The sequence below is a fragment of the Microcoleus sp. S1D4 genome, from assembly GCF_036700765.1.
Taxonomy (GTDB): domain Bacteria; phylum Cyanobacteriota; class Cyanobacteriia; order Cyanobacteriales; family Microcoleaceae; genus Microcoleus.
Genome location: NZ_JAUBPP010000011.1, coordinates 172,157 through 191,462, shown reverse-complemented (window position 1 = coordinate 191,462; position 19,306 = coordinate 172,157). Strand labels below are relative to the sequence as shown.

The following is a 19,306-nucleotide window of genomic DNA, read 5'->3' as shown; positions in this document are numbered from 1 at the left end:
AGAAGACATATACAGGAATCTTTTTAGCTATCCCTATTTTACGTTTAATTAGGTGGATTTATTTGCTTTTTTAGAAATTAAAGTAAATAAAAGGTGGGACGGTGCTCGGCCCCAACATCAAAATAGCATACACGAACAGCGAAACTAAGACAACTCTCAAGAAAATATTTTTTAAGGAAAATACTCTTTGCAAGAGTTGGGAAATTCTCTCGCCCCAAATGTTGATCGCGCCAATGATGGCAATTACTAAATACAATTGCCAAAAGTTAAATTGAAAAGTTGCAGCGGAAAAATTCAGAATTCCCTGAAAAAAATTCATTGCAGTTTCCCAGTTGGGCGTGCCGAAAAATACCCAGCTACAAGTCACAAAGCTAAATGTTAGCAGCCAACTGCAAAATTTAGCAAGTCGGGGAAAGGAATAGTTTAATTTTAGGTGGATAGCTTGGGGAATATCTTTGCATAAATGGTTGACAATCAATCCTAAACCGTGAATTGTTCCCCAGACAATAAAGTTTAAACCTGCGCCGTGCCAAAATCCGCCGATCGCCATTGTCATCAGTAAATTTACGTACTTCCTTAATTTATCGTATTTATTGCCGCCCAAGGGGAAGTAAACGTAATCTCTCAGCCATTCGGAAAGACTGATGTGCCATCTTTTCCAAAATTCTTGCAAGCTGAGCGATCGATATGGCATATTAAAGTTGGCAATGGGTTTGAAACCCAGCAAACAAGAGATGCCGTTAGCTAAATCCGAGTAGCCGCTAAAATCTACGTAAATTAAACATGAATAGGAAATTGCCGCGAGGATTAAATCGATGCTGCTGTATTGCTGGGGAACTGTGAATGGGAGTTTGGTGAAGTTAAACAAAAAGCTCGATAAAGTATATTTTTTGAAGAGTCCAGACAAAATTAAAACTATGACTTCTTCGATTTGATAGTCGTATTTTTTGGATGAATTTAGCTGGCTGTAAAATTCGCGAGGCCGCGATATGGGCCCAGAGGCAATTTGGGGAAAGTAGGTAATGTATGTGGCGTAGTCTACAAATTTCGGACAGGGGATTTTCTTTTGGTAGCAGTCGATTAAATGGGAAATCATTCTAAATGTGTAGAAGGATACGCCGACTGGGGCGATTATTTGCAACATTTGAATGCTGGCGGGAATTTGTAGTTGGTTGAGTACCTCAAACAAGGATGTTACAAAGAAGTTGCAATATTTAAAGATGCCGAGGTTGGCAATGTTGAAAATTATGCCAGAAATTAAGGCAAGTTTTTTATATCTGCCGTGGCAGGTGGCTCGGAGAATGATATAATTGTAGGCAGTACCTAAAACTAGGAGTAATAGAAAGTCTAAACTCCAAAATGAATAAAATAATAAACTGGAAATTAGCAAGACGATTTTATATAAACCGACTTGGGACTTCAAGGATATAATTATGCTAAAAATAATTAGAAAAAATACTAGAAATTGGTAAGTTGGAAATAGCATAAATTTTAGAATGTCAAACAAGGTTAGGGCAATCTATAAATGTTAAATACACCAATGAAAAGGTTCGCAGTGAGGACTTTAGTCCTTCATGAATGCGGACTAAAGTCCTCACTACGAACTTAGGGGAATGGCGATTCTCTGGAGTAGTTGAGAGAATGGGGAACTACTGTATTTTGATAAGTTCGATCGCGCGCGGAGGTCGCAGAGTCCAAAAAATTTCCCTAGATTGCGGGCTGCAAGCTTTTGCAAAAGCTCAATTATGTTGCAACTTCAGCAGAATTAACCGCACTCATAGATTCACAATCGTGTTTAAAGATTATGATAGTTGTGAGACGATATATTAACGGATAACCACAGGAATCCCCTTGATTGCGAGGAAGCAACGTGCAGCCAACAGACCCTAGCAAATTTACCGATGAAGCCTGGGAAGCGATTGTCAAATCCCAGGATGTAGCCCGCCGCTTTGCCAATCAGCAGCTAGAGGTTGAACATTTAGCGATCGCCATTCTCGAACAGCTCGCGACAGCAAACACGATTCTCAGCTTGGCTGGAGTAGATGTAACCCGCTTAGCGCAACAGTTAGAAGCTTTTGCCAAACGACAGCCCAAAGTTACCAACGCTGACCAACTATACCTCGGTCGCGGCTTAGACGTGATGTTAGATGCTGCTGAGTCTGCCAGACAGACTGGGCAAGATAATTTTATCGCCATTGAACATTTATTAATTGGCTTAGTAGAAGATGAACGAGTTGGTAGGCGATTGCTGACTAGGGGCGATGGGCCCCCCGGTCGCCCCGGTTACGATCGCAAACCGGCCCCAGGGACGATCGATCGACCAAAACTCGAAGAAGCAATCAAATCAGTCCGCGCCACCGCTAAAGTCTCAGAAAAAAGTTCCGAAACCGCGAAAGCCGGCCTCCGCAACCCTAAACCCCAAGGAGATAGCGAAGCCAATTCCGACGCCCTCAGCAAATACGGCCGGGATTTGACCGAAGCCGCCAAAGCAGGAAAACTCGATCCAGTAATCGGCCGCGACGAAGAAATTCGCCGCGTCGTCCAAGTTCTTTCGCGCCGTCAAAAAAACAACCCAGTATTAATTGGCGATCCCGGAGTCGGAAAAACTGCGATCGCCGAAGGTTTAGCGCAGAGAATTGTTAACGGCGACGTGCCCGAATCTTTGAAAAACCGCCAGCTATTTAGCCTCGACATGGGCAGTTTAATTGCTGGGGCAAAATTCCGAGGTGAATTTGAAGAACGATTGCGATCTGTCCTGCGAGAAGTTATCGATTCCGACGGGCAAATTGTCCTATTTATTGACGAATTGCACACCGTTGTTGGGACTGGCGGCGGCGGCAGTTCCGGTTCGGGAATGGATGCCGGAAATTTGTTGAAACCGATGTTAGCCAGAGGCGAATTGCGCTGCATCGGCGCTACAACTCTCGATGAATTCCGCAAGAATATTGAAAAAGATCCGGCACTGGAACGCCGCTTTCAACAAGTATTTGTCGGCGAACCGACTGTGGAAGATACTGTTTCAATTTTGCGCGGATTGAAAGACCGCTACGAACGCCACCACGGGGTGAAAATTACCGATTCGGCGCTGGTTGCTGCTGCAACTCTGTCTTTTCGCTATATTTCCGATCGCTTTTTGCCGGATAAGGCGATCGACCTCGTAGATGAAGCGGCCGCCCATTTGAAAATGGAAATTACCTCCAAACCCGTGGAACTGGAAGGGATCGACCGCCGGGTGATGCAGTTGGAAATGGAAAAATTGTCGATTGAAGGCGAGGGAAAAGGTTCTCCAACCCCCACCATCAGCCCCCGGATCGAACGCATCAAAACAGAGATTGACATCTTAAAAGTCAAGCAGGAAAAATTGTCCTCTCAGTGGCTGGGCGAAAAGCAGTTATTGGATGGCATCAATAAGTTGAAAGCAGAAGAAGACCAATTGCGAGTGCAAATTGAGCAAGCAGAAAGAGCTTACGATTTGAATAAAGCCGCGCAGTTGAAGTACGGTAAATTGGAGACGGCGGTGCGCGATCGCGAAGCCAAGGAAGCCGAACTTTTGAAACAGCAAGCTCAAGGTTCTTCGCTGCTGCGGGAAAAAGTTACTGAGGGTGACATTGCCGAAATTGTGGCGAAATGGACGGGAATTCCGGTCAACCGATTGTTAGAGTCGGAACGCCAAAAATTGCTGCAATTGGAAAGCCATTTGCACAAAAAAGTCATCGGTCAAGAGGAGGCTGTAACGGCGGTTGCTGCGGCGATCCGGCGGGCGCGGGCTGGCATGAAAGATCCCGGTAGACCGATCGGTTCTTTCTTGTTTATGGGCCCCACAGGCGTGGGAAAAACTGAGTTGGCGCGGGCGTTGGCTGAGTTTTTGTTTGACAGCGATGATGCGATCGTCCGCATCGATATGTCGGAATATATGGAGAAGCACAGCGTCTCTCGGTTAGTAGGAGCACCCCCCGGATATGTCGGTTACGACGAAGGCGGACAACTTTCCGAAGCTGTGCGGAGACATCCTTATTCGGTAGTGCTGTTTGACGAAGTGGAAAAAGCGCACCCGGATGTATTTAACATTTTGCTGCAAGTGTTGGATGATGGCAGAATTACCGATTCTCAAGGTCGAGTGGTTGACTTTAGAAATACCGTAATTGTGATGACTAGCAATATCGGTAGCGATCACATTTTAGAGGTGTTTGCGAAGAAGGAAAAAACTCCCAAAAAACCTGCTAGTCGCAAGCAGGAAACGAAGGAGGTATCAATTCCCAAGACAGATTATAAAGTTGATGATGATGGTACTGTCGAGGTGTCAGCTCAGCGAGTTGATATTGATAGTGAAGTTAAGACGGGAAGTAAGTCTGAAAGTAAGTCTGAAAACAAGTCTGACAATGAAAAATCCTTGACTCAAGAACGGGAGACAGACGAAGAGTACGAACAAATGTTAAAACGGGTGATGACTGCTTTGCGATCGCACTTCCGGCCCGAATTTCTCAATCGGGTAGACGAGATCATTTTGTTCCACACTTTGAGCAAGATCGAACTGCGGCAAATTGTCACCATCCAAGTTAAGCGGATCGAGCGGTTGTTGGCGGAGCAAAAAATCACTTTGGAACTGTCAGATGCGGCGAAAAACCATATCACAGATGTCGGTTACGATCCAGTTTACGGCGCTCGTCCGCTGAAACGCGCTATCCAGCGGGAGTTGGAAAACCCGCTAGCTAACAAGATTCTGGAAAATGCGTTTGTCGAAGGCGATACAATTGCGATCGACTGCAAAAATAACAGTTTGCAGTTTCGCAAAAAAGACTCTCTCCCCGCGCTAGTAGGTAAAAGTTTGTAGCTGGATTAGGAACAGGCTTTCTGGCCATTGGTGTCAACTTAACATCAAACGTACTCAGAGACTTCTGTTGGGTGATTTAAGGCTAGATCCCCCCTAACCCCCCTTAAGAAGGGGGGGACAAGAGTCTTCTCAAAGTCAACCCCTACTTCCCTTTTTGAGGGATCTTTCCAACTAGCAACTCTCTTTGCGAAGAAGGACAAAAGTCTTCTCAAAGTCCCCCTTCTTAAGGGGGATTTAGGGGGATCTGGCCTAGGCTATAAACGAAAGATACAAAATTTTTCTGGCTTAAGTTGACACCAATGGCTTTATGGCCGGTTCCACAAACAATCAATTTTCTAGTAGCACAGCCCAGAAAGCCTGGTAGTTTAAAATCATGAAACAACTAACTAGAATCACTCTGAATCCCGAAGTAATGGGTGGAAAACCCTGCATTCGCGGCTTGCGAGTCACTGTTGGCACGATAGTCGGACTGATGGCATCGGGACACTCACCGTCAGGCATTTTGCAGGCCTATCCCTACCTGGAAGAAGCAGATATATATGAAGCGCTTGCTTATGCAGCGTGGCGAGTTGAAGAAGTAGAAATTCCTATGAAAGTGGCACAGGCATTCTGTCTGTGATTAAACAATTAAAAACAGGCTTTCTGGCCTGTTATATGTCCGGTAGATTAGCCGAAATCAGTAAGGTTCGTAGTACGCACTTCAGTCCGCGACAAGAGAGCGGACTGAAGTCCGCACTACAAACCGTTTTTGTTATCGTAATCCCTCGGACTCCATATTGTTGAAAATAGTGAAGCGTGCTACTTAATATTACTAATTGCCCATCGTGCGGCTGGTGTAAGCATCCATGCTGTAAGCCGGAACGCGAACGCTGTAATCAATATCTGTTCCAGTCACAGCTTTTGCTAGTTGTTCAAAAGATTCGTCGTTCCAGTTGCGATCGTGGATGGGCTTTGACTGTTCGCCGAGGAAGTATGCTTGAGTGCCAATCACTGAGGCTGCTACCCAACCGACGATTAAAAGGGCGATTACGATAGTCATAGCTGTTTTTCCTTAACTTTTGTTGCGTTATGTAAAGAAATGTAACAAACTGTGAATGAGAATGTCAAGGTAGTGTATTTGCGTGGCAACCGTCCGGGAGGTAGTAAATACCACACCTTTGAGGAAACTGAGAGAAGGTGACAGGACTTGACCGGAAATTTGCGCGTGTAGTGCCTGCCGCGCCACCAGTATGTAGCGTCTGCTAGCGCGCACCGATGCAGCATGCGCCACCAGACTCGAATTTTATGCTGTATCCGCGATCGCAGAATTCATGGCATCTTATGATGAAATTTTAGTTAAGAATTTATAATTTTTGCGTTTAAAATTTACGATTAAAACTATGCCACTAGCATGAGGAACTGGGCAAAGATATGAGTTATAATCTATCGGTTTGGATTTGAAACAACAAATCTTAATTACTAAATCTCACTTACCAAATAACCATTACCAATTACCCAAACAAATTATGGCAATCTCAATGTTAAATGACGATCCCTTGTGGTTCAAAGATGCTATCATTTACGAAGTACCAATTCGCGCTTTTGCCGACAGCAATGCAGACGGCATCGGCGACTTTCAAGGACTGACAAAAAAACTAGATTACCTGCAAAACTTGGGAGTAACCGCCATTTGGGTACTGCCATTTTTTCCCTCACCGCTCCGAGACGACGGCTACGATACATCTCACTATACCACCGTCAACCCGATTTACGGCACCTTAGATGACTTTAAAAACCTTTTAGAAGCAGCGCACCAGCGGGGAATTCGAGTCATTATTGAGTTGATTGTTAACCACACTTCCGACCAGCACGAGTGGTTTCAGCGAGCGAGGCGCGCTCCGAAAGGCAGTAACGAAAGAGATTTTTATGTGTGGAGCGACACGCTGGAAAAATATCAAGATGCTCGGATTATTTTTCAAGATTTTGAAACATCTAATTGGGCTTGGGATGCGGTAGCAAAAGCTTATTACTGGCACCGTTTTTATTCCCACCAACCCGATTTGAATTACGACAATCCGGCAGTTCGCCAAGCCATCTTAGATGTGGTAGATTTCTGGTTGGCATTGGGCGTAGACGGATTGCGAATGGATGCTGTACCTTACCTGTACGAGCGCGAGGGTACTAACTGCGAAAACTTGCCAGAAACTCACGCTTTCCTCAAACAGTTGCGCCAGCACGTAGATGAAAAATTCCCGAACCGGATGCTGCTAGCGGAGGCGAATCAGTGGCCGGAAGATGCGGTTGAATATTATTCGGCTGGGGATGAATGTCACATGAACTTTCATTTTCCGTTGATGCCGCGTCTATTTATGGCTTTGCACATGGAAGATAGCTTTCCAATTAGCGACATTCTCCAGCAAACTCCGCAGATTCCTAATAACTGTCAGTGGGCATTGTTTTTGCGGAATCACGATGAATTGACGCTGGAAATGGTGAGCGATGAAGACCGAGATTATATGTATCGGGTTTACGCTCAAGACACTCAGGCGAGAATTAATTTGGGTATCCGCCGCCGCTTGGCTCCGCTGATGGGAAACAACCGCCGCCAGATTGAGTTGATGAATGCTTTGCTGCTGTCTCTTCCTGGTACGCCGGTGCTTTATTACGGCGATGAAATTGGCATGGGTGACAATATCTATTTGGGCGATCGCAACGGGGTGAGAACTCCGATGCAGTGGAGTAGCGATCGCAATGCCGGTTTCAGCCGCGCCAACCCGCAGCGACTGTACGCGCCGCCAATTGTTGACCCTGAATATCACTACGAATCTGTTAATGTGGAAGCGCAGCGGGCGAATCCGAGTTCTCTGTGGTGGTGGATGAAACGCTTGATTGCTGTGCGCCAGCGCTTCCAAGCATTCGGTCGCGGAACTTGCGAGTTTCTGTATCCAGAAAACCGCAAAGTTTTAGCTTTTGTTCGCACCTATCAAGACGAACACATCCTCGTAGTGACTAATTTATCCCGCTTCGTCCAGACGGCAGAATTAGACCTTTCGCCGTTTAAAGGTGCTGTTCCGGTGGAGATTTTCGGCCGGACTGAGTTTCCGCCAGTTGGCGAATCGCCTTATTTTTTGAGCTTGAGCCCTCACACGTTTTACTGGTTTACTCTTACTGTCAAGCAAGAGGATTTTTCGGTGAACGGTTTGAATACAGATTTGCCGAGTTTGGCGATCGTCGGTACTTGGGAAACTGCTTTTTCTCCTAAAAGTCAGCTCAACAATATGTTGATCTCTCTTTTGCCGAATTACTTGCAATCCAATCGCTGGTTTAGCGGTGCAGACAGGATAATTCAATCATTAGAAATTAAGGAAATTGTACCTGTTGGATATAAAAATAGTGCCGGGGAGCAATCTACGGTTTACATTCTGTTTTTGCATTTGAATTATACCGAAGGTATGGCGGAAACTTACGTTTTGCCTTTAGGTTGGGAAGAACTCAAAAACGAGCCGGACGATCGACCGACGATCGCGCGCCTGCAATTCTCAGAAACCAAGGAAGTCGGAGTGCTATTTGATGCTGCGGGGGACAAAGGTTTTCTGAGCGAGCTGCTGGGGGCGATCGCCACCAATGCCAGTTACCAAGGTACAGCGGGCGAACTCGTAGGGATTGCCGACAATTTCTTGAACTCAGAACAAGATTTATCGCAACTAGAACCGTACCTGTTCAAAAAAGAACAAAGCAATACATCGGCCGGTTACGGCGATCGGTTAGTCCTGAAAATCTTGCGAAAATTCGAGGAAGGAATCAACCCAGAATTAGAAATCGGACGCTTTTTAACCAATAGCCAGTCGCTCGAAAACTACGCTCCCATTGCCGGAGAATTGAAATATCGCACAGCCGGTCAAAAACCAGTTACAGTCGGAATACTGCAAAAACTAATCCCCGACAGCAGGGATGCTTTGTCTTATACATTAGACTCGCTGCGCGACTATTTCGAGCAAGTAATGGCAGTAGAAGCAAAGTATGCAGGCGATATTTTATCTACTTCCCCCGAAGATTATTTACCCAGCGCTTTGACCGCACAAATGCGACAGTCAAGCTCGCTACTAGCCGATTTATCCCTAGAAGTACCCGCATTAGCTCGCGAACTAATCGGCTCTTACTTCGCATCAGCAGAACTTTTAGGTCAGCGGACAGCCGAACTCCACCTGGCTTTAGCTTCGGACACAGAAGATCCCGCTTTTGCTCCAGAAAATTTCACCTCATTTTACCAGCGTTCCATCTATCAATACATGAGAAATCTGGCAGGAAGAACTTTGCTGTTGCTGAAAAAGCGGCTGTCTAAACTGCCGCCAGAAACGCAAAAGTTGGGACAAACTCTTCTCAACCGCGAAGACTTGCTGATGGAACGTTTCAAGTCTATTTTGAACTTGAGAATCACCGCCGACAGAATTCGCTGTCACGGAGACTTTCATTTCGGACAAGTTCTGTATACAGGGAAAGACTTCGTAATTATTGATTTTGAAGGAGAACGGAATCGACCGTTAAGCGAGCGGCGGATGAAGAGGTCGCCTTTGCGAGATGTTGCCGGAATGCTGCAATCTTTCAATTACGCCGTTACTATGGCGCTGGGGAACGAAGTAGAAAGTGGGATGATCCGCCCTGAAAACTTACCTGAAATGCAGCAGTGGGCGAATGTTTGGCACCGCTGGGTTAGCCTGACTTTTCTCAAGAGCTATTTGTCAACAGCAGCGGATGCAAGTTTCTTGCCAAAATCTGTACCGGAATTGGAAGTTTTGCTGAATGCTTACATTTTAGAAAAAGCGGTTTCTGAGTTGTCAGACGAACTCCAGTACCGCTTGGATTTGGCAGAAATTCCGCTCCAGCGAGTTCTGCAATTGCTTCAGGTCGAGCGTCAGTCCTAGCTGATTTTTAAGTATTAATAAAAGGTGCGCGCTGCGCGCACCTTTTATTAACTAAATCTGCTTTGATAACGATTTTATCGGCGAATAGAATTCGTGACTATACAAACAAAGTCCGCGCAACGCGAGACTCAAGAATCAAGAACTTTGCATTACTTAAAATAAAGAGCTGCTTGATACAAAACTTGTTCTTGATGCGTTAACAAAGTACAATCAGAAAGTGGGTAAGCTACACAGGTAACAGCGTAGCCAGCTTGCGATTCTGACGGCTTCAAAAACTTTTGTTCGCTTTGGTCGATTTCACCACTGAGCAGTTTAGCAACGCAAGCAGAACACTCTCCTTGCTTGCATCCATTGGGCAAGCGGATGCCGGCATCTTCTGCTATATCTAAGATATACTGGTCGTCTGGTACGGCGATCGTGCGATCGAGGGCGAGAGCTTCATTCACCAGCCGAACTTGATAAATTGCCATTTCCACCTCTGATATTATTTCCGAGTTTAAGAAGGAGGCGGTTGAAACCGCTTCTTATCAAACGAAGTCCGCGCAACGCGATACTGAAGAATAATTGATATTAGCGGAATTATCGGCTGCTAGACAAGTGCTTGTTGATATTCTAGAGGTTCATCTAGATAAATAGCGCGAATATCCTCCGGCAGATTTGATTCTAAAGTTTGATATCCTTTTTGGAGCAAAGCCTTGACTTGAGCGGGCGAAATTGCTTCACCTTCTGCTTGCAAATAAGCTGCGATTCGTGTTTCGCTCCAGCGGAAAGTCTGAGCCATCAACACGACTAAACGCGGCAGCGGAGCCAACAATTCTAAGGCTTGTTTGACGTAACACCAGAGGGGAGGTGGAGCGGATTGCAAGGAGTAGTGAATCGACTCTACAGGTGGCAATTCGGCTTGATTGATGCAGATAGCGGTGACATTAATCAGCCAGTTTTGGAGGCTGAGATTTTCGCCATCAGACTCTGGGATTTCGTGGCGCAAATCGAGGCCTCGGAGCTCGTGATAGATGTGCAGCCAAGTGTGTGCGAACAGGTAATCGCCTTGTACGGGCGATCGCACGGAATGGCGGATCAGGGAGTGGACAATTTGAGCGTAGCGGCAAAAAATTGCCGTGAAGAAGCGACCTTGATCGGGATGGTTTTGAAACAAAGTCAATAATTCGCGATCGCTGTGGTGGAACAGGGATTTAACCACAGGATGGTTTAGTTCGGAAAAAACAGGTGTTTGCACAATTGTTCTGGAAAGGTTGTGGGAATAAATGCTGGTGCAGCATGATTCTACACTAGGATCTACAGTTCATGCAACTGCTTAAAACTTGTTGATATTTACGTCAATTTAATTATATAATAGAGTTGTAGGCGATGCTGCATCAATCTAAATTGATACATATAAACTATATGTATCCAGCGCACATCAAAAGATAATTTATTGTTTCAAGGGTAAGATTCTTGTATGTCTAGCATTAATACTGGTATCGAATGGTGCGATCGCACATGGAATCCCACAACTGGCTGCGATAAAGTCAGTCCCGGCTGCACTCATTGTTATGCAGAAGCATTAACAAAGCGTTTCCATACTAATTTTCCTAATGGGTTTACTTTTCAAGAACATCCCAAGCGTTTGAACGAACCTAGGGGTTGGCGAAAGCCTAGTCGCATCTTTGTTAATTCAATGAGCGATTTGTTCCATGAAGATATTTCTCTTGATTTTTTGAAACAAGTCTTTGATGTAATGCGTGAAACTCCTCATCACATTTATCAAATCCTTACCAAGCGAGATAAACGTTTAGTAGAGTTAGCCCCTCAACTTGAATGGTCTGATAATATTTGGATGGGCGTGTCTGTTGAAAATCAAAACTACGTTAACAGGATTGACTGTTTGCGACAAGTACCTGCAAAAGTCAGATTCCTATCGTGCGAACCACTTTTAGGGTCGTTACAGCTTGATTTAACCGGAATTCATTGGGTAATAGTTGGTGGAGAGTCGGGGCAAAAACACCGTCCGATGCAGGTAGAATGGGCGCAAAGTATTAGGGATCAGTGTCAGGAGGCTGGAGTCGCGTTTTTCTTCAAGCAATGGGGAGGTAGAACACCTAAAGCTGCTGGGAGACTTCTCGATGATAAAATTTGGGATGAGATGCCAAAAGCTGAGAATAAACAGAGACAAAAATTGCTTAGATGATCGAAGATGAATAAATGCTAGTAACAGAGGAGCAATTATTACAACTAAAATTTAATAATCATATTATTCTACTATCTTTAACAAACTATTTAGTGTGTAAGGCTTTTTGGAACCAGGTTTTTGTATCTCTAACATCCCTTCTTGATACAGTGAACCTAGAATATCGTTGTAATACTGAGTTCTTTTTAAACAACCCAAATCATTCAATTTTAAAATAATATGAGTAATTACATCTTCAAAAGATTTCCATTCTGATTTGAATTCACGCAAAATTTGGATAGATTGTGTTTTAATTATAGCGATGCGTCTTTTCTGTTCTGCTTCCCATTCTTTATCAAGAAATTTTTCAATTCCTTGATAATTATCTTGAAAAAATAAGAGTTTATCTTCGTCACAAACAAAATCGTTCAGAAAAGAACCAAATGCTTTTTCTGGATGATTGCTGCCAACTACAATACTGTATTGAGGTCTGACATCATTATAAGTCTCCTTAATTTCAAAGCTAGTTACACCTCTAAAACCGCCTTCTTTTCTCATTCTTTCTTTGAAGTATTCCAGCGCCCACCTTTCAAATTTTTGAGGCTCACTTTTTAGTTCCAGCCACTTTGGTTTCCAATCTATATCAGAATTAACACCTAGAAGTTTTGTCAAATTTTTTATATAAGTCTCGGCAGTTTGTTGTTCTTTAGAATTAGCATAGGTAGTTTTGTACTGCCCAGCATTACGAGCTACGTGTATATTGTGAAAAAGTAAAAACAGTTCGCCCTTATACTGGCTGACATAGTTTCCTATTTCGCATATATTATCGAAACTCATTCCTTTAACAGCAAAGGTATCAAGAAAAAATAATGTAGGATAGTTTTGCAAGTCTTTCATTAGCTCAGGCAAAGCAACTTCAAATGTTTGTGGATTATAGATTTTATATGACAATTTTTCTGCTAAACGTTCACAATGCTCATGAAGCTTTCTATTGAAATTACGATTAGATTCTATAAATAAACATCTTAAGTTTACACGATTTTCTTGCCTGAAGAGTTTCGCACATTTGAGAGCTATTAATGGTGAACCATCAGTATTTTCAAATTCATGTTTATATTTCGACCAAAAATTTGAATTATTTACAAAGTCTTCAATTCCTATTCCTTCTGTATATTTTCCTACTCCTGCGAACCCATCGACATAATTTAGATGCTCTGATTGATAAGCTTTTTGACCACCAAGATTGTAACAAAAACACTGAATATACCTTAGCATTATCCGATGCTTAGATGCTGACCATAACCGTTTTCGAGTAAAGTAATTTTCTGACTCATTTGAATTTTGTGGAAATAGAGGTAGAGATAGTTGATCGCCTTCCATTTTTTACACCAGTGCTATTATAAATTGTATTTGTAATTTATTTTCTAAATAGAGCGTAGCATAAAAAAGAAATCTGTTTACATTAAAAAATGTAATCCTATTTTAATTTTCCCTGCAACCACCATAACCTCCACCACCCGGAGTCTCAATGACAAACACATCCCCCGATCGCATTTCCACACTCGCCGTACTTCCCAATTCCTCAACATTTCCATCAAATCTCTCAACATAATTCCGCCCAACTTTCCCCGCCTCACCCCCATGCAAACCGCAGGGAGAAATCACCCGCCGCCCCGATAAAATTCCCGCCGTCATATCCTCCAAAAACCGCACTCGCCGCACCACTCCATTACCCCCGCGATGACATCCATTCCCGCCGCTATTAGCCCGGATGGCAAAACTTTCTAACAACACCGGAAACCGCCATTCTAATACTTCTGGATCGGTTAAACGCGAATTAGTCATGTGAGTTTGCACCGCATCAGTACCGTCAAAATTTGCACCAGCACCCGAACCGCCACAAATTGTTTCATAATATTGATAGCGGTTATTTCCAAAGGTGAAATTATTCATAGTGCCCTGGGAAGATGCGATCGCCCCCAGCGCACAATACAAAGCATCCGTAATATTCTGCGACGTTTCCACATTTCCCGCCACCACCGCCGCCGGATAGCGCGGATTCAGCATACAGCCTGCCGGATTGATGATTTCCAGAGGTTTCAAACAGCCCGCATTTAGAGGAATATCGTCATCTACCAAGGTGCGAAAAACGTACAACACAGCCGCTTTACACACCGCAGCCGGAGCATTAAAATTGTTAAATTGCTGAGAAGATGTGCCAGTAAAATCTATTTTTGCACTGCGCGCCGACTTGTTAATTGTAATAGCTACCTTAATCTGTCCGCCACTATCCATCGGATAAGTAAACTCGCCATCTTGCAAAACATCTATTACGCGCCGCACCGATTCTTCAGCATTATTTTGCACAAAGCCCATATAAGCTTGTACCATTTCTAAGCCGTAACATTCTACCATCTCGATCAGTTCTGCTACACCGCGATTGTTTGCAGCAACTTGCGCTTGCAAATCCGCGATATTTTGTGCGACATTGCGAACAGGAAAATCTCCAGTTGTGAGAATGTCCAGTAATTCTGGTTCGCGAAATTTGCCCTCGCTTACTAGCTGAAAATTGTCCAGTAATACGCCTTCTTCAGTTACTATGGTACTGTTGGGAGGCATGGAACCGGGAGTGATGCCGCCGATGTCGGCGTGGTGTCCCCGCGAGGCTACATAAAACAAAGGAACGGAGGAATCATCAGCAAATACTGGAGTAATAACGGTGATATCTGGTAAATGTGTGCCGCCGTTGTAGGGATTGTTAGAAACATAAACATCGCCCGGTTGAATCGCATTGCCTTGTGCTAAAATTAAAGCTTCTACACTTTCGCTCATCGAACCTAAATGCACGGGAATGTGCGGCGCGTTGGCAACTAATTGCCCGTTTTTGTCGAAAATTGCACAGGAAAAGTCGAGACGTTCTTTGATGTTAACTGAGGAACTTGTGTTTTGCAATGTGACGCCCATTTGTTCGGCGATCGCCCGAAACAAATTATTAAAAATTTCCAGCAAAACTGGGTCGGATTTAACCGCAGATAAACGCGAATTAACGCCGATATTATCTGCGTCCATCTGCGTGCATCTGCGGTTCAAAATTAAATCATTATTTTCGGTGATTTCCCCTTCCCAGCCCGGTTCTATGATATTAGTTCCCGTAGCTTCAACAATCATAGCAGGGCCTTCTATGCAGTCGCCCGATCGCAAATCGTCTCTCTGATAAACAGGCGTTTCCCGCCACCCGCCAGCAACATAGGTTTGCACGGTTGAAATTGGTTGCACAGGCAAGATTCCCGTCCCACCAGAAGGGGAAATTGTGGAGGCTTCCGGCACATCCATTCTTTCTACAACTTCCACCGAAACCGCTTCCACAATCAGCGGTTTTTCTGGCATAATAAAACTGTAACGCTGTCGGTGAGCTGCTTCAAATTCAGACTGCATCGGCTCAATATTGTCAGCAAAATTGACCGCCAAAACCGAGTCACTTCCCTGATATTTTAAGCGCAGCTTGCTAACAACTAAAACCTCTGACTCATTCTCTGTGTTCTCTGCGCCTCTGCGGTTCAATTCCCTCTTTCCCTCAGCCTCCAGTAGGGTTAAAATATGATGCAACTCAGGTAATAATTCTGCATTTAATTGTTGCTCGATCGCCCTTTCGCGAATGGCCCGCACATCAGCCAAACCCATACCGTAAGCCGACAACACACCTGCATAAGGGTGAATAAATACCCGTTTCATCCCCAAAGCATCGGCGATCGCACAAGCGTGTTGGCCGCCCGCGCCGCCGAAACAGCACAATGTATACTCCGAAACATCATAACCGCGCTGAAGCGAGATTTTTTTCACCGCATTAGCCATCTTTTCCACGGCGATCGCCAAAAAACCCTCCGCCACCTCTTCTGCCGTCCTCTCGCCCCCAATTTCCCCCGCTAGTTGCCCAAATTTTTGGTTTACTACGTCAGGGGCGATCGGCAAATCTCCATTCAATCCAAACACTTTCGGGAAAAAATCCGGTTGAATTTTCCCCAACATCACATTACAATCAGTCACCGTCAAAGGGCCACCTTTGCGATAGCAAGCAGGGCCGGGATTAGCCCCCGCAGACTCCGGCCCGACACGGTAGCGAGCCCCGTCAAAAAAGACAATTGAACCGCCACCGGCTGCTACAGTATGAATTGCCATCACGGGCGATCGCAATCTCACCCCAGCAATTTCCGTCTCAAATTCGCGTTCGTATTCGCCGTTAAAATGGGCAACATCTGTCGAAGTTCCGCCCATATCAAAGGTAATAATTTTATCAAAACCTGCCTTTTTGCTCGTTTGAACAGCACCGACAATTCCCCCAGCAGGCCCGGATAAAATACTGTTTTTTCCTTGGAATTTGGCGGCATCTACTAAGCCGCCGTTGGATTGCATGAACATTAATTTAGGGGGCTGGGAGGGCGAGGAGGAGGAGGGCGGGCCGGCACCATCCACCGCCCCTACAGATAATAGACTCGTTACTTGTTCGACATAACGCCGCAAAATCGGAGATAAATAAGCATCGACAACCGCAGTATCTCCCCGCGAAACTAACTTCATTAAAGGGCTGACTTCGTGAGATACGGAAATTTGAGTAAAGCCAATTTCTTTCGCTATTTGAGCAACTTTTTTTTCGTGTTCCGAGTAGCGGTAGCCGTGCATGAATACGATCGCACAACTGCGAATTCCCTCATCGTAGGCTTGCTGCAAAGATGGGATAAAATCCAAATTCACAGCCATTAACTCGTCACCTCTGGCGCTGTAGCGTTCGGCAACTTCGATCGCGCGATCGTACAACATTTCTGGTAAAATAATGTGGCGGGCAAAAATATTCGGGCGGTTTTGATAGCCAATTCTCAGCGCATCGCCGAAACCTTGAGTAATTAGTAGAATAGTGCGATCGCCCTTACGTTCCAGCAAAGCATTTGTCGCCACCGTCGTACCCATTTTAATCGCTGCAATCTCCCCCGCCGGGATCGATTCCCCCGCCCCAATCCCCAAAATATCGCGAATTCCTTGCACTGCTGCGTCGGTGTAGCGATCGGGATTTTCCGACAGCAGCTTGTGAATTACGAGCTTACCATCCGGCTTTTGGGCTACTATATCGGTAAAAGTACCACCGCGATCGATCCAGAATTGCCAAGAAGTGCGATCGTAAAAAACATTCATATCTTCTTCTCCCATCTTCTTCTTTCTTCCTTCGCGCCCTTCGCGTCTTCGCGGTTCGTTAAAATAAAATTATAGATACCCAATAGCCTCAACCAAACCCCGACAAACACCCGCAAGAAAATCCAAATCCAAAGTCTCAATCTTATCACTCGCTTGATGATAATGCGGATTCCGCATATTAGCCGTATCCGTCACCATAATCGCCGGATAACCATTATCCCAAAAAGGAGCATGATCGCTGCGGCGAGTATCCGGCACAATCAAACCTCGATTCGGCACCGGCAACCACTCGCAAGCTTGACCCGATTTGCGGATATTTCCGCTCAAGGCCATCATATCGCGAACAGTCCGTAAGTTCCCGATTAAAGCAATAAAATTACCAATATTCGGATAAAAATATTTCAGTCCCGCCGGGTAGCTTTGAGAGTTGGGTTTGTTGTTGCAATAACCCAACATTTCCAAAGAAATCATCAACCGAATTGACTGTTGCTGTTGTTTGTATTTAGCGGCATGATGCTTGCTACCCCAACAACCAGCTTCTTCCATATCGAAGGCAACTAATTGTACTGGATATTGTAGCGGTTGAAGTGCGATCGCCCTAGCGAGTTCCAGCAAAACAGCCACCCCAGTAGCATTATCATCAGCCCCAGCCGTCCCCGGCACAGTATCGTAATGAGCACCAATTACGATCGGCAAATTTTCTTGCTTCCCCCCCTTAGCAAGGGGCGATCCTTCTTGCTTCCCCCCCTTACCAAGGGGGGGACTGAGGGGGGGTAAATCCAAGATAAAATTGTGATGAATTCGCCCGCGCACCGCAAAATCGTCGATTTCTACAGTTCCCCACTGTCCCAATTGTTCGCGGATGTATTGCTGAGCATAAAAATGCCCTTCGGATGCGAGGTATGGGTTGCGATCGCGTACAATTTGAATTAGGTGGCTGTGCAAGCGTTCTTTGAGATTCATGCGATCGGAGATACAATGAGTACACTCAGATTATATGAGATTGAATTATGATTGGAGAAGTCAGAATCAAAAATTATAAGTCCATTCACAAGCTGAAGCTAGAATTAGGACGAGTCACCGTATTGATTGGTGAAAATGGCTGCGGTAAGAGTAATATCCTAGAGGCGATCGCCCTGGCTTCTGCGGCGGCTGATGATAAACTGGATAATGAGTTTCTAGCATCTAGGGGCATCAGAGTTACAGAACCTCAATTAATGCGATCGGCTTTTGAAAAAGATAATCTTAGTAAAGAAGTTAAAATTGATTTAACAGGAAATGAGCAACAACGCTTTTGTTGTGTTTTACAAAATGATAACTCTCCCTATTCTAAGTGGTTAAATAAAAATAGCCCTTACATTTCTGTTATTCCTGTACTCAACTTTATTGAGGGTACTCACAACAGTCTAGATAATGCTATTAATCTTTGGCAAAAATCCCAGAAAGATCGAAATGAATCGTCTTTGGAACAATCACTACAAGCCTTATTAAAAGTCAAAGATGATATAGCAAAAACCCAAGATGAGGCACAATCATTTCTGCAATATTGGAAAACATTTTCCATACATGAGTTTATAATTTATTCTCCTGAAAACTCAGCATTACGAATCTTTGAAAAAGAAGGACAAGTTCAACCATTAGGAATTAATGGAGAAGGCTTGTTTAAGCTATTAAAAGTTTTGAGTTCAGCTAACCAAGAACAGCTTAATGAAATCAAGAAAAAACTGCGATTGATAGATTGGTTTCAAGATTTTGAAATTCCTCAAAATCTATCAGCGATGCAAACTTCTCTCCAAATCACAGATAGGTACTTAGATACAGATTTAAGTTACTTTGACCAAAGAAGCTCGAATGAAGGTTTTTTGTTTTTACTTTTTTACTTTACCTTGTTCATAAGCGATATCACACCTAAATTTTTTGCAATTGATAACATTGACGCTTCTCTCAACCCCAGATTATGCCGCCGATTAATCGAAGAATTAGTCGAACTAGCAAAAAAGAATGATAAACAAGTCATCTTGACAACTCACAACCCAGCAGTTTTAGATGGTTTGGATTTAGATGATGACCAACAGCGGCTGCTTGTGATTTCCCGGAACCAATTAGGTTATACTAAAGCTAGACGTATTCTCAACCCCAAACCTTTGGATGGACAAGAACCTGTAGATTTATCAGAGGCATTTTTGAGAGGCTATATCGGCGGACTTCCTAAGAATTTTTAAT

General features: G+C 44.3%; 13 protein-coding genes. 5 read left to right on the top strand and 8 right to left on the bottom strand.

The annotated features are described in order from the left end of the window. Positions 1-70 precede the first annotated feature (70 nt). Positions 71-1,486 (bottom strand): MBOAT family O-acyltransferase, encoded by a 1,416-nt coding sequence (locus QT998_RS14155; RefSeq protein ID WP_333114852.1) that lies wholly within the window; start codon positions 1,484-1,486, stop codon positions 71-73. A gap of 384 nt (positions 1,487-1,870) precedes the next feature. On the opposite strand from QT998_RS14155, the gene QT998_RS14150 reads away from it, so the two are divergent. Beyond that, positions 1,871-4,831: an ATP-dependent Clp protease ATP-binding subunit gene (locus tag QT998_RS14150; RefSeq protein WP_333114854.1), complete on the top strand. Its 2,961-nt coding sequence runs from the start codon at positions 1,871-1,873 to the stop codon at positions 4,829-4,831. A 373-nt stretch (positions 4,832-5,204) separates the two neighbouring features. Next, a complete protein-coding gene (locus tag QT998_RS14145; protein WP_333114856.1) occupies positions 5,205-5,450 on the top strand; it encodes a DUF433 domain-containing protein in 246 nt (81 codons plus the stop codon). Between the two features lie 192 nt (positions 5,451-5,642). Here the strand turns inward: QT998_RS14145 and QT998_RS14140 are convergent, their stop codons facing one another. Further along, a complete protein-coding gene (locus tag QT998_RS14140; protein ID WP_194011939.1) occupies positions 5,643-5,870 on the bottom strand; it encodes a photosystem II protein, Psb35-related in 228 nt (75 codons plus the stop codon). A 27-nt stretch (positions 5,871-5,897) separates the two neighbouring features. Beyond that, entirely contained in the window at positions 5,898-6,101 is a 204-nt protein-coding gene (locus QT998_RS14135) for a hypothetical protein (protein WP_333114857.1), read from the bottom strand. 247 nt (positions 6,102-6,348) lie between these two features. Here QT998_RS14135 and treS point away from each other — a divergent pair, with 247 nt between their 5' ends. Then, on the top strand, positions 6,349-9,732 hold the full coding sequence (treS, locus tag QT998_RS14130; RefSeq protein WP_333218054.1) for a maltose alpha-D-glucosyltransferase: 3,384 nt from the start codon (positions 6,349-6,351) through the stop codon (positions 9,730-9,732). 149 nt (positions 9,733-9,881) lie between these two features. Here treS and QT998_RS14125 read toward each other — a convergent pair whose 3' ends face one another. Continuing rightward, positions 9,882-10,202 (bottom strand): 2Fe-2S iron-sulfur cluster-binding protein, encoded by a 321-nt coding sequence (locus QT998_RS14125; protein ID WP_333090556.1) that lies wholly within the window; start codon positions 10,200-10,202, stop codon positions 9,882-9,884. Positions 10,203-10,321: 119 nt separating this feature from the next. Further along, positions 10,322-10,969, bottom strand: coding sequence for an RNA polymerase sigma factor (locus QT998_RS14120; RefSeq protein WP_333090558.1), 648 nt, complete (start codon positions 10,967-10,969; stop codon positions 10,322-10,324). A gap of 222 nt (positions 10,970-11,191) precedes the next feature. Between QT998_RS14120 and QT998_RS14115 the strand changes: the two genes are divergently transcribed. Then, positions 11,192-11,920: a DUF5131 family protein gene (locus QT998_RS14115; protein ID WP_333090559.1), complete on the top strand. Its 729-nt coding sequence runs from the start codon at positions 11,192-11,194 to the stop codon at positions 11,918-11,920. A 63-nt stretch (positions 11,921-11,983) separates the two neighbouring features. Here the strand turns inward: QT998_RS14115 and tcmP are convergent, their stop codons facing one another. The 3 genes from tcmP to QT998_RS14100 all read right to left on the bottom strand — a co-directional run bounded on the left by tcmP (position 11,984) and on the right by QT998_RS14100 (position 18,046). Continuing rightward, complete coding sequence (gene tcmP / locus QT998_RS14110) at positions 11,984-13,279, bottom strand: three-Cys-motif partner protein TcmP (protein WP_333114860.1); 1,296 nt, start codon at positions 13,277-13,279, stop codon at positions 11,984-11,986. Between the two features lie 102 nt (positions 13,280-13,381). Further along, positions 13,382-17,083, bottom strand: a complete 3,702-nt coding sequence (locus tag QT998_RS14105; RefSeq protein WP_333115008.1) for a hydantoinase B/oxoprolinase family protein — start codon at positions 17,081-17,083, stop codon at positions 13,382-13,384. Between the two features lie 69 nt (positions 17,084-17,152). Then, positions 17,153-18,046: a M20/M25/M40 family metallo-hydrolase gene (locus tag QT998_RS14100; RefSeq protein WP_333114862.1), complete on the bottom strand. Its 894-nt coding sequence runs from the start codon at positions 18,044-18,046 to the stop codon at positions 17,153-17,155. 47 nt (positions 18,047-18,093) lie between these two features. On the opposite strand from QT998_RS14100, the gene QT998_RS14095 reads away from it, so the two are divergent. Further along, the gene (locus tag QT998_RS14095; protein ID WP_333114864.1) at positions 18,094-19,305 is read left to right on the top strand and encodes an AAA family ATPase; all 1,212 of its coding nucleotides are present in this window, start codon (positions 18,094-18,096) and stop codon (positions 19,303-19,305) included. Position 19,306 lies beyond the last annotated feature (1 nt).